The sequence below is a fragment of the Methylophaga muralis genome (assembly GCF_001720165.1).
Taxonomy (GTDB): Bacteria; Pseudomonadota; Gammaproteobacteria; order Nitrosococcales; family Methylophagaceae; genus Methylophaga; species Methylophaga muralis.
On sequence record NZ_MCRI01000050.1, the window covers coordinates 1 to 12,037 of the forward strand.

Annotated in this window: 11 protein-coding genes, 3 tRNA genes and 1 pseudogene; 6 read left to right on the forward strand and 9 right to left on the reverse strand. The window is 45.1% G+C overall.

All coding sequences use genetic code 11. From position 1 onward, the window contains the following. Window positions 1-84: 84 nt before the first annotated feature. From A9E74_RS12685 to A9E74_RS12695, 3 genes are all read right to left on the reverse strand, one after another. Window positions 85-160, reverse strand: a tRNA-Thr gene (locus tag A9E74_RS12685). Between the two features lie 20 nt (window positions 161-180). Next, window positions 181-254 (reverse strand) — tRNA-Gly (locus tag A9E74_RS12690). A gap of 24 nt (window positions 255-278) precedes the next feature. Continuing rightward, a tRNA-Tyr gene (locus A9E74_RS12695) sits at window positions 279-363 on the reverse strand. Between the two features lie 167 nt (window positions 364-530). Here A9E74_RS12695 and hslV point away from each other — a divergent pair. From hslV to ubiB, 6 genes and pseudogenes are all read left to right on the forward strand, one after another. Beyond that, window positions 531-1,076, forward strand: coding sequence for an ATP-dependent protease subunit HslV (hslV, locus tag A9E74_RS12700; protein WP_069296979.1), 546 nt, complete (start codon window positions 531-533; stop codon window positions 1,074-1,076). A 2-nt stretch (window positions 1,077-1,078) separates the two neighbouring features. Continuing rightward, window positions 1,079-2,404, forward strand: a complete 1,326-nt coding sequence (hslU, locus tag A9E74_RS12705) for an ATP-dependent protease ATPase subunit HslU (RefSeq protein WP_069296980.1) — start codon at window positions 1,079-1,081, stop codon at window positions 2,402-2,404. 9 nt (window positions 2,405-2,413) lie between these two features. Then, the gene (locus tag A9E74_RS12710) at window positions 2,414-2,779 is read left to right on the forward strand and encodes a gamma-butyrobetaine hydroxylase family protein (RefSeq protein ID WP_069296981.1); all 366 of its coding nucleotides are present in this window, start codon (window positions 2,414-2,416) and stop codon (window positions 2,777-2,779) included. A gap of 7 nt (window positions 2,780-2,786) precedes the next feature. Next, on the forward strand, window positions 2,787-3,533 hold the full coding sequence (gene ubiE, locus A9E74_RS12715; RefSeq protein WP_069296982.1) for a bifunctional demethylmenaquinone methyltransferase/2-methoxy-6-polyprenyl-1,4-benzoquinol methylase UbiE: 747 nt from the start codon (window positions 2,787-2,789) through the stop codon (window positions 3,531-3,533). A gap of 30 nt (window positions 3,534-3,563) precedes the next feature. Continuing rightward, complete coding sequence (locus A9E74_RS12720; RefSeq protein ID WP_245652166.1) at window positions 3,564-4,139, forward strand: ubiquinone biosynthesis accessory factor UbiJ; 576 nt, start codon at window positions 3,564-3,566, stop codon at window positions 4,137-4,139. Next, window positions 4,136-5,802 (forward strand): annotated as a pseudogene (ubiB, locus tag A9E74_RS12725) (ubiquinone biosynthesis regulatory protein kinase UbiB). Before A9E74_RS12720 ends, ubiB begins: the two are co-directional and overlap by 4 nt. Here the strand turns inward: ubiB and A9E74_RS12730 are convergent. The 6 genes from A9E74_RS12730 to A9E74_RS12755 all read right to left on the reverse strand — a co-directional run bounded on the left by A9E74_RS12730 (window position 5,803) and on the right by A9E74_RS12755 (window position 11,861). Further along, window positions 5,803-7,470 carry a formate--tetrahydrofolate ligase gene (locus A9E74_RS12730; RefSeq protein WP_069296984.1) on the reverse strand — a complete coding sequence of 556 codons (1,668 nt, stop codon included), beginning with the start codon at window positions 7,468-7,470 and terminating at the stop codon, window positions 5,803-5,805. A 72-nt stretch (window positions 7,471-7,542) separates the two neighbouring features. After that, the gene (locus tag A9E74_RS12735) at window positions 7,543-8,151 is read right to left on the reverse strand and encodes a UbiX family flavin prenyltransferase (protein WP_069296985.1); all 609 of its coding nucleotides are present in this window, start codon (window positions 8,149-8,151) and stop codon (window positions 7,543-7,545) included. Beyond that, window positions 8,144-9,499: a UDP-N-acetylmuramate:L-alanyl-gamma-D-glutamyl-meso-diaminopimelate ligase gene (gene mpl, locus A9E74_RS12740; protein ID WP_069296986.1), complete on the reverse strand. Its 1,356-nt coding sequence runs from the start codon at window positions 9,497-9,499 to the stop codon at window positions 8,144-8,146. The genes A9E74_RS12735 and mpl overlap by 8 nt, the downstream gene beginning before the upstream one ends. After that, the gene (locus tag A9E74_RS12745) at window positions 9,500-10,012 is read right to left on the reverse strand and encodes a hypothetical protein (RefSeq protein ID WP_069296987.1); all 513 of its coding nucleotides are present in this window, start codon (window positions 10,010-10,012) and stop codon (window positions 9,500-9,502) included. Window positions 10,013-10,136: 124 nt separating this feature from the next. After that, window positions 10,137-11,093 (reverse strand): PQQ-dependent catabolism-associated beta-propeller protein, encoded by a 957-nt coding sequence (locus tag A9E74_RS12750; RefSeq protein WP_069296988.1) that lies wholly within the window; start codon window positions 11,091-11,093, stop codon window positions 10,137-10,139. 27 nt (window positions 11,094-11,120) lie between these two features. Then, entirely contained in the window at window positions 11,121-11,861 is a 741-nt protein-coding gene (locus A9E74_RS12755) for an ABC transporter substrate-binding protein (protein ID WP_245652167.1), read from the reverse strand. Window positions 11,862-12,037 lie beyond the last annotated feature (176 nt).

A 12,037-nucleotide genomic window follows, 5' to 3' on the forward strand; every position in this document is an offset into this window, starting at 1 on the left:
AGACATGCCAGTCTCCCCGCCAAACTTTTTAATTGTTAAAATCAAAAACAGGCAAGGTAGTCCCTGCCCAATCAAAATAAAAAATGGAGCCCGCAATCAGAATCGAACTGATGACCTCATCCTTACCATGGATGCGCTCTACCGACTGAGCTATGCGGGCCAAATCTTCCAAAACTAAAATGGAGCGGGTGATGGGAATCGAACCCACATAGTCAGCTTGGAAGGCTGGAGTTCTACCATTGAACTACACCCGCAAAATAGTAAACTCTCAAATAAAATGGTGGAGGGGGGAGGATTCGAACCTCCGAAGGTAGAACCGTCAGATTTACAGTCTGATCCCTTTGGCCGCTCGGGAACCCCTCCACTAAAGAGGTCGCATTTTCCGGAAATCCCCGCTCGCTGTCAACCACTATCTCACTTTTAAATGGCAAAAGTCTCTTAAGTCCCAGTAAAACGGATTACCAACTGCATCAGAACCGGCGGCATAGTATACTGCTGGGCTATTTTTATCTTTCGCATTGGAGTTTTTTATGGAGCAATACCGTGGCACCACGATCCTTTCATATCGTCGTGACGGCCAGGTAGTCATTGGTGGTGACGGTCAGGTCAGTCTTGGCAATACCATCATGAAAGGCAATGCCCGCAAGGTCAGACGTTTATACCATAATCAAGTCATTGCTGGATTTGCCGGTGGTACTGCCGATGCATTTACCTTGTTTGAACGTTTTGAAGCTAAACTGGAAAAACACCAAGGTAACTTGACCAGAAGCGCACTCGAGCTGGCAAAAGATTGGCGTACTGACAGAATGATGCGCCGGCTTGAAGCCTTACTTGCTGTTGCAGACGCCGAAGCATCATTAATTATTTCTGGTAACGGCGATGTTATCGAACCTGAAAATGGCCTGATTGCAATTGGTTCTGGCGGACCATTCGCCCAGGCAGCTGCTACTGCATTACTACAGAACACCGATTTATCGGCCCGTGAGATTGTTGAAAAAGGCTTGAATATCGCTGCTGATATCTGCATTTACACCAATCATAACCTCACCATTGAAACATTGGATTACAACAAATAATCATGAATCAATCATTAACGCCCAAACAAATTGTTCACGAATTAGATAAACACATCATCGGACAACACGAAGCTAAAAAAGCTGTTGCTATAGCATTACGTAATCGTTGGCGCCGTCAGCAATTGGATGCCACCTTACAACATGAAGTGACTCCTAAAAACATTCTGATGATCGGTCCAACAGGTGTAGGTAAAACAGAAATTGCCCGACGACTTGCTTCTCTAGTTAATGCTCCTTTTATTAAAGTAGAAGCCACTAAATTCACTGAAGTGGGTTATGTGGGCCGTGATGTCGAATCCATTATTCGTGACCTCGCAGAAAGCGCGATGAAAATGCTGCGAGAGAATGCTATCAGCGAAGCTAAGCCTCGCGCTTTGGATGCTGCAGAAGAGCGTGTTCTTGACGTATTGCTTACTCCGGCTCGTGGCACCTTAACCGAAGAAGAATCTAATACCCGGCAGAAATTCCGCAAGATGTTGCGTGAAGGCAAACTGGATGACAGAGAAATCGAATTGGAGTTAGCTCAGCATCAAATGGGGGTCGAGATCATGACACCGCCAGGTATGGAAGAGCTTACTAGCCAGTTACAAGACATGTTTCAAAGCATGGGTAATCAGCGCAAATCTACTCGCAAACTTACGGTAGCTAAAGCCATGCGGCTATTGAGCGAGGAAGAAGCGGCTAAACTGATTAATGAGGAAGATTTAAAAGCCGAAGTTATCAATCGAGTTGAACAAACCGGTATTGTGTTTTTGGACGAAATCGACAAAATAACCCACCGTGGAGAAGGCGGCGGAAGTGGTGCAGATGTCTCGCGTGCCGGTGTACAACGTGATTTACTACCGTTGGTCGAAGGCAGTACGGTTTCCACCAAATACGGCATGCTGAAAACCGACCATATTTTGTTTATTGCTTCCGGAGCTTTTCATCTGAGTAAACCCTCTGATTTGATCCCAGAACTACAGGGCCGATTACCCATAAGGGTAGAACTTAATGCTTTGACAACTGATGATTTTGTCAGAATTCTAACCGAACCGGATGCATCACTGACAGAACAATATTCAGCATTACTGGGTACTGAATCGGTTGATTTAAGCTTTACCCCAGATGGCATCAAACGAATTGCTGAGCTTGCCTGGCAAGTCAATGAAAAGACCGAAAACATCGGTGCACGTCGTTTACATACATTGCTTGAAAGGCTACTTGAAGATATTTCCTATGAGGCTGGTGAAGAATCAGGACAAAAATTTGTCATTGATGAAAATTATGTCAGTCAGCAGCTGTCAGAGCTGGTGCAGGATGAAGACCTGTCACGCTATATTCTTTAAAGGACTTTTATGAGCCAGGCTCCACTGCCAAGTGAAATTCAACTGCATAAACAATCCCGTAAACTGGAGTTAGTCTACGGTGATCAGCACTATTTGCTATCTGCCGAGTTTCTGCGGGTCCACTCGCCTTCCGCCGAGGTTCAGGGACATGGACCGGGGCAGGAAGTATTGCAGTTGCAAAAAGAAAAGGTTGGCATCAGCAATATTGAGCCAGTTGGCCATTACGCCATTAAAATTTATTTCGATGATGGTCATGACAGTGGGTTGTTCAGCTGGGATTATCTTTATGAGCTTTCCATGCATCAGGATGAATACTGGCAAACCTACCTGGAAAAGTTGATGGCTGAAGGTTATGAACGTCAGCAAGACGCCTGAGGGACTTATGGAAGACAATAACACTACACATTTTGGCTTTAAGCAGGTTCCGACCAATGAAAAAGCCAAACATGTCGCCGAAGTATTTCATTCTGTCGCTGGTCGCTATGACTTGATGAATGATTTGATGTCAATGGGCATTCACAGGCTTTGGAAACGATTTACCTTGCATAACAGCAATGTGCGGCGAGGCGCTAAAGTGCTGGATATTGCCGGTGGTACCGGTGATTTGACTGCCAAGTTCGCCGAAATGGTTGGACCAACCGGTAAAGTAGTGTTGGCTGATATTAATGCTTCCATGCTCAATGTTGGTCGTGATCGTCTGACTGACCTTGGTAAAGCCGGCAATATTGAATATGTTCAGGCCAATGCTGAAGCATTGCCGTTTCCTGATAACACCTTTGATTGCATCACCATCGCCTTTGGCCTGCGTAATGTCACCGATAAAGATAAAGCACTCGCCTCAATGTTAAGAGTACTCAAACCAGGTGGAAAATTAATGGTACTGGAATTCTCCCAACCTGCCAGCTGGTTAACCCCACTTTACGATACCTACTCATTCAAAGTGCTACCGGCACTTGGCAAACTGTTTACCAATGATGCCGAAAGTTATCGCTATCTGGCCGAATCAATTCGCATGCACCCTGATCAACCTAGTCTGAAAAAAATGATGGAAGATGCCGGCTTTGAGCGTGTGGACTTTATCAATATGTCTGCGGGCATTGTGGCGTTACACAGTGGTTATAAATTCTAAGTCATGAGCCTGTTGTTAAAGCCGCTTGAAATGGCATTGAATCATGCATTGCGCTTTGATATGGAAAGCCATGAACAACTTCAGCGCTTTGCCAAACGCAGTATTCGCATTGATATCACTAATCTTAATATTGCTGTTATCGCAAGATTTACCGATGACCAAATTCTATTAGAAATGGCCGAAGAACATGTCGCTGATTTAATGATCAAAGCAGATAGTTTTGCCTTGCTGAAAGTTTTACAGCAACCGGACAGCCTATTTTCCAACGAGATTCAGATCCTCGGTGATGTCCAGTTCGCTAAACAATTACAGGACTGGCAACAACACTTTGATTTCGACTGGGAACAGCAACTCGCTCGATTAACCGGTGATACATTGGCTTATCCATTAGCCCAAAGTCTACGTCGAGGCTTTGACTGGTTGAAATACAATCGCTCGGAATTCGAACAAAGTGTGGCGGAATATCTCAGAGAAGAAAGTCACTATTTACCCGACAAATCGCAAACAGCGCGATTTATGCAACATGTGGATGTGCTTCGTGCCGATGCCGATAGACTGGAAGCCCGAATCAAACGACTGCAAAACATTATCGAGAAAAAAACATGAAACTCAGTCAATTCGGACGTTTATTGCAGATAAATCATGTTTTGGGCCGACATCGTCTCGACGAACTAATTCTGGCAATACACTTTTTCCGCCCCTATCGTTTCCTGAGCTGGTTTTCACCTTATCGCTGGCGTCATAAAGCCGACTTGCCTAGAGGCGAGCGAATTCGTCTGGCGTTGCAGGATTTAGGACCAATTTTTGTCAAGTTTGGTCAAATCCTTTCTACCCGCCGTGATTTATTACCGGAAGATATCGCTGATTCACTCGCCAAACTGCAGGATCAAGTTGCGCCCTTCCCAAACGATATTGCATTAGCACTTATTCATGCCGCCTACGAAGAAGGCGAACCAGAACGTATTTTCAGTCATATTGATGCTGATCCCCTGGCCTCTGCATCAATCGCTCAAGTACATGCCGCTACATTGGCTGATGGAAAGCAGGTCATTCTAAAATTAGTCCGTCCCGGTATTGAGAAAGTTATTCGCCGTGATGTCGACCTGCTTTATACACTGGCTGGTTTAGCGGAAAAATACTGGTCTGAAGGCAAACGTCTACGTCCTCGTGAGGTGGTTGCCGAGCTGGAAAAAAATCTGTTTGATGAACTGGATATGTTGCGTGAAGCGGCATCCGCTTCACAGCTTAAACGACATTTTGCTGATGAACGCTTATTGTATGTTCCCGAAGTTTACTGGTCATTAACCAAACCTAACCTGCTGGTGCAGGAACGGGTATTCGGCGCGCCGATAAGTAATATCGCGTTATTGAAACAACATAATATCGATTTGGAATTGCTTGCACTATCGGGGTGGAGATTTTCTTTACCCAGGTATTCAGACACAGTTTCTTTCATGCTGATATGCACCCAGGCAATATTCTTGTCGATGTCAGCAATCCCCAGTTACCGCGTTATATCGCCATTGATTTCGGCATTATGGGCACTCTGTCACCTGATGATCAGCGTTATCTGGCGGAAAACTTTCTGGCGTTTTTCAACCATGATTATCGCCGGGTGGCCGAACTGCATATCCAGTCAGGCTGGGTGCCGGCAGAAACACGAATGGATGAATTTGAATCGGCCATTCGCAGTGTCTGCGAGCCCATTTTTGCCCGTCCATTGAAAGAGATTTCATTCGGACAGCTTTTGTTGAGACTGTTTCAGACTGCCCGACGCTTTAATATGCAGATCCAACCACAACTGGTGTTACTGCAAAAAACACTGTTGAATATTGAAGGACTGGGACGTGACCTCTATCCCGATCTGGATTTATGGCAAACCGCCAAACCCATTCTGGAACAATGGATGAAAGAAAAGCTTGGCTGGCAAGCAGCAGTCAAATCGCTGCAGAAAGAAGTGCCAACCTGGGCTGAGACTTTACCAACCTTACCCAGAATGCTGCACGATTTAACTAAACAAGCTCAGGCCGGACAATTGCATATGCAATTATCATCACAGGATTTGGAGAAGATCCGCCGTGAAGTTCGTCATTCCAGTTATCGAACTGCCACCGCAGTCAGTGGTGCAGCCTTTATAGTGGGTGCAGCCATAATTAAAGGGCTGGATGGTTATTCATCCAATATGTTGGCCGGCATGCCGGTGCTCAGCTGGGTTCTGGGGATCTGGGGTGGATTAATGCTTTATTTCAGCCTGCGCAGTTCCGATTGATCAGAATAAACCACTGATCACACCTTTATCATCAATATCGATTCGCTCTGCCGCAGGAATTTTAGGCAGACCGGGCATAGTCATCACATCGCCGCAAAGCACTACAATAAAGCCTGCGCCTCGTGATAAACGCACATCCCGAATGGTCAATGTATGTTGGTCAGGGGCCCCGCGTAAGCTGGGATCGCTACTAAACGAATAAGGTGTTTTTGCCATACATACCGGCATATCACCATGCAGCGATTGAAATTCACCCAGTTTTTTCAGTACTTTTTTATCGGCAATCACTTCATTAGCGCCATACAATCTCATGGCAACAGCATTAATTTTGTCCCACAACGTTGCGCTATCGCTATACAGCAGTTCGCATTTACCCGGTTTCTCTAATTTTTCAACAACTGTCCGAGCCAGTAACTCAGCTCCCGCACCACCTTCAGCCCAGTGCCGGGCCAGAACAGCCGTCGCCCCCATGGCTTCAACAGCCTCTTTAATCAATGCAATTTCTGCATCCGTGTCCTGAATAAAATGGTTTATCGCCACCACACATTCCAGACCAAACTCGTTTTGTAAATTATGTAAATGCTTACGCAGGTTGGTCAGCCCCTTCTCAAGTGCCGTGAGATTTTCCGCTGCCAGATCTGGGACATTAACACCACCGTGATATTTCAATGCTTTTACCGTGGCGACAACTACCGCCAGATCAGGACGGATACCGGCTTTACGGCATTTGATATCAATAAACTTTTCAGCACCCAAGTCGGCACCAAAGCCTGCCTCGGTCACCACATAATCACTGAGCTTTAACGCCATTTTGGTGGCAATGACCGAATTGCAGCCGTGTGCAATATTGGCGAAAGGTCCACCGTGGACAAACGCCGGATTATTTTCCAACGTCTGTACCAGATTCGGTTTAATCGCATCTTTTAGCAGCGCAGTCATGGCTCCATGAGCATTTAAATCACTGGCATATCTTGGCGTGCCATCAATTGAATAACCAATCAATATATTGCCGAGTCGCTGTTTTAATTCGGATAAAGAGGATGCCAGACAGAAAATCGCCATAACTTCGGAGGCAACCACAATATCAAAGCTGTCTTCACGTACAAAACCATTGGCAGGACCACCCATACCTATCGTGATCTGACGCAATGCCCTATCGTTCATATCGACCACCCGTTGCCAAGTGATCTTGCGGGTATCCAATTGCAGTGTATTGCCATGATGAATATGGTTATCAATCATTGCTGCCAACAAGTTATGTGCCGCAGCGATCGCGTGAAAATCACCGGTAAAGTGCAGATTGATATCTTCCATCGGCACCACCTGCGAATAACCACCGCCCGCAGCGCCACCTTTCAATCCAAAGCAAGGGCCCATAGAGGGTTCACGAACACAAACCGTAGCTTGTTTGCCAATTCGGTTGAGCGCGTCACTTAATCCAATGGTAGTGGTGGTTTTGCCCTCGCCGGCTGGTGTTGGGCTGATGGCAGTAACCAGAATCAGTTTACCATCTGGCTTTGTTGCCAAATCGTCCATCACCCGCAGAGATACTTTGGCTTTATAACGGCCGTAGCTATCCAAATCATCGACCTGCAAACCTAATTTTTGCGTGGCGATCTCGCTAATATTCTGCATTGTGGCTTGTTGGGCGATTTCAATATCTGACATGCTATCTTCCGAATTTTGGCTCTGCGGGCATTATACGCGACTTAGTTTATGGCACTGTATTCGGGCCGCTAATTATTCGCCCCAGCGTGGCATCAACTGGTGTTTTATTGAGGCTTGATCAAGAATTCTGGCCACCACAAAATCAACAATATCTTCGAGTGTCTGCGGCCGAAAATAAAAACCAGGATTTGGCGGCATAATACAAACGCCAAGTCGGGACAGTTTCAGCATATTTTCGAGATGGATTGGCGAAAACGGTGCTTCTCTCGGCACCACAATTAACTTACGTTGCTCTTTAATCATGACATCAGCGGCACGATTAATCAGATTATCACTGCCGCCACAGGCAATGGCGGACAGTGTTCCCATGGTGCAGGGACAGACAATCATCGTCGGAACGGAATGCGAGCCGCTGGCAAGTGGAGATGACCATTGCTGCTCGCCATAAAGCTTTAATTGTTCAGGTTGACAGCCAAATTGTGTGACTAAGACTTTTGTCGCATCGGCAGCGCGTGCTGGTAATTTCCAGTCCAGTTCATCCGCTAATACAATCCGCCCAGCAGCGGAAATCATCAGATGTACTGTTATTCCCTGTAGCAACAATTGCTCCAATAAACGTTTGGCATAAGGCGCGCCTGACGCGCCAGTAATAGCTAACGCAATTTGCTGAGGATCAGTCATTGTCCAATGCATCCAGAATTTTTTGATGTATACCGCCGAAACCACCATTGCTCATTACAACAATATGATCGCCAGATTTGCTTTGACTGACCAATTGAGCAACGACATCATCAATGCTTCGATGCAAGACTGAGGTGTCACCCAGTTGTTGTTGAATACTGTCTAACGACCAGGTTAACTGTGGATCCTGATACAAGATAACCTTATCAGCCGCCTCTAGTGAGGCGGCTAAAGTCTGTTCATGAACGCCCATTTTCATCGTATTGGAACGTGGCTCTAATACGGCAATCAATCGTTGATTACCAATATTGGCACGCAAGCCTTGTAATGTTGTGGCAATCGCCGTTGGATGATGAGCAAAATCATCATAGACTTTGATGCCGTGCCGTTCACCACGCAGTTCAAGACGACGCTTAACCCCTTTAAACTGATTTAATGCTTCACAGGCATGTTCAACAGTTACACCGACATGATGTGCGGAAGCTATTGCCGCCAAGGCATTATTAACATTATGTTTGCCAAGTAATGACCAGTTCACCTGTGCACTGTGCTGCTGATACTGCACGGTGAAACAATGGCCATCTTCAGCCATTTCAGTTAATTGCCAGTCTGCCTCTATACCATCCAAAGTCTGTCTGGGTGTCCAACAGCCACGTTCCAGAGCCTGTTCAATGGCAGGAACACCACATGGTGTGATCACCAGTCCTTCAGCAGGCACAGTGCGAATCAAGTGATGAAACTGAGTTTGTATGGCAGCTAAATCAGCAAAGATATCCGCATGATCAAATTCCAGATTATTAATTACCAAAGTGCGTGGACGATAATGGACAAACTTACTGCGTTTATCAAAAAAAGCCGTGTCATATTCATCGGCTTCAATCACAAAAAAAGGCGTATTACCGATAGCGGCAGATTGACCAAAATTACCCGGCACCCCACCGATCAAAAAACCGGGCTGCATGCCAGCATATTCAAGAATCCAGGCCAACATACTGCTGGTTGTTGTTTTACCGTGGGTACCTGATACCGCTAACACCCAGCGATTAACCAGAATATTTTCCGCCAGCCATTGTGGTCCAGAAATATAGGGTAATCCTTGGTTGAGAACATACTCTACTGCAGGATTTCCACGAGACATCGCATTGCCCATCACTACCATATCGGGTGCTGGTTGCAGATGTTCAGCAAAATAGCCTTGCATAACGTCGATACCGGCAGCTGCTAACTGATCACTCATTGGTGGATAAACATTGGCATCCGAACCGGAAACTGTAAAACCACGTTCTCGGGCTAATAAAGCCAGTCCGCCCATAAATGTGCCGCAGATGCCTAATATATGAATATGCATTTAAGCCACCCCAGACATGACTAGGCCATTGAAAATGATGGCCACAAATACGTATAAAACAGTTAAAGCAACCGCTTTTGGAGCAGATGTTTCGAGGGTACGACGAATAATATGCGCGGTAACCATCAAGCTCCAAAACATCACCAGCATCAGTGCAAACAAAATAAAATTTGCCGTATCGGATTGCTCTGCATACTGATGAAATGCCCATAACAATGGCATAGCCAGCAATCCTAACAGACTGCCCGTACCCGCCATAGCCATCAAAGTCTGTTGATAGCGCGGCAAGAAATGATTGAACCGGAGTAATAAATAGAGGAAGGTCATTAAAACAAGCAGATCACTAATCCCTGACCATAAGCTGATCCGTAGAGACATATCAATCTGATTAATTAATACGCTGACGCAAAAATAGGCCAACAATACCAATTGCATTAGTTGATTATTCGCTGGAAGACTATCTGGTCCAGATCTGAACAGGCAAATATCCGTAAATCGCAGTATCAATTTCATGTGCGGCATCATAGCGCGTCAGCAATCGTTCACAAAATTTTTCTTGTCATTGTTTGATTTTCATCCATAAAAAAACCCGACAACGCATTACGTCGCCGGGTTTTAATTTTCTATGTTTCAGAAACTAGTCGTCCAGAACTACCCCCCAAGGGAATGCTCCGACTTTAATAGTCTCAATTCGCTCCATTTTCGCGGTATCGACAACAGAAACTGTTCCACTTACCCCATCCGCGGTATAAAGCGTCGAACCATCTTTAGAGATATCCAAACCCCAAACCCGGTTACCCACTGGAACATTACCTTTTAATTCCAGCGTTTTCGCATCCAAGAAGGCAACTGAGTTACCACGACCTGTGGTGACATATAACATTGTGTCATCAGGGCTTACTTTGATATCCATCGGCTTAGATTCTTCTACATCAATCGCAGCTTTCTTAGTGATTTTCAAAGTTTCCATATCAATGATGGCAACTTCGTTACCAATTTCACTAGTCGCATAGGCCAAGCTGCCATCACTATTAAAGGCTAGACCACGTGGGCGTGCAGCAACCACTAAATTCGCAACTAATTCATAACTGCTGGTATCGATGATATGCACCATATTGCTTGATTCGCTGGTAACTAAGGCATATTTACCATTTGGAGAAACAGCAACACCTTCAGGTTCAATCCCAACTTTAACAACGGCTAATTTTTCATTACTTTTCGGGTCAAGGAAGGTCGCTTCACCATCATCTTCATTGGAGATAACAATGTGTCCATTAACTGGATTGACACCAAATGTTTCAGGATCATCACCAGAATCAAGTGTTCTTAGCACTTCTAACGTATTTACGTCGACAACTGCGATGGCGTTATCATCACTGATAGCGACATACAGATGTTTTTGATCTGGTGATAAACCGATACCACGGGGACGCTGACCTACATCAATAGTGGCTTCAACTTCATTGGTACGAGAATCAATAACGCTGACGGTATTATCTCTTTCGTTTGTTGCAAACAAACGGTGGGTCGGTTCTGCTGCTGCAGCAGTACTTGCCAAAATCATTGAGCTTAGTAAAAGGGTTTTAAATTTCATTCATCGTTCTCCTTAATATTTCTCGCATTACTTGCATGTTACTTTGCCGAGGCTATCTAAACCACCTTCAAAACCACGAAGCGGTGCTTCAGCAACAATTTTATTATCGTTATCAACCATTAAAAGGATTTGACGTAACTGTCCGTTTTCACGAAAGTTTGTGTTATCTCCTTTTTGACCATCAAACACCAGATCGTTTTTAAGATGATTCAACATAAATGCGGCATCATATTGCATGGTTTGTACTACTGAATCGGCGACCATTTTGGTTCCAGCCCACCCCGCCCATGCGTCATCGGTCATCTCTTCGCCTTGGTTTTTCTCAAAACGATTATTCAATTGACTTGCCGCAAATTTCACAAAATCTTCGTGCCAACTTTGAACCTTAGCAGGCTTATCTGAATTCTTTTCTTGCCATTGGGCCAGCGCATCTGCACGCATGCTTTCACTCGGCGTCACATGCAATAAATTTGGTAAACAGACATCACGCAACGCATCAGAACTCGAAATGAGATTGATAACTGGTATGGCAGCAAACTTATCTGATTGAGCAACTTTCATGATGTAATCATCATCCGTTGCCAGTAAGACGACCGTTTCAACATTGGTCGACTCTAGCTCATTTGGCTCAACAACTTTTACTTGATACTTCTGACCTAAAAAGCCACCTTGCAAATTAGCTTCTTCAATTCCCTGTTGAACTCCCAGCCATACTTGGCCATCGGTTGGTCCGACATAGTGCATCGTGACATCAATTTCGCTGGCCACTGTCCACTGTGGCCAAGCAAAGGCCAGGAATAAGCCATATTTTTTTATGTGTTTCATTCATCTCTCCTTACATTACAAAACATCTCCAAGATACTTACTTAGATGTCTTTGATAATCAGAAAAATCCTTAACAACTAAGGAATTTATCCCACCAACCCCATCGGAAAAACAATTAA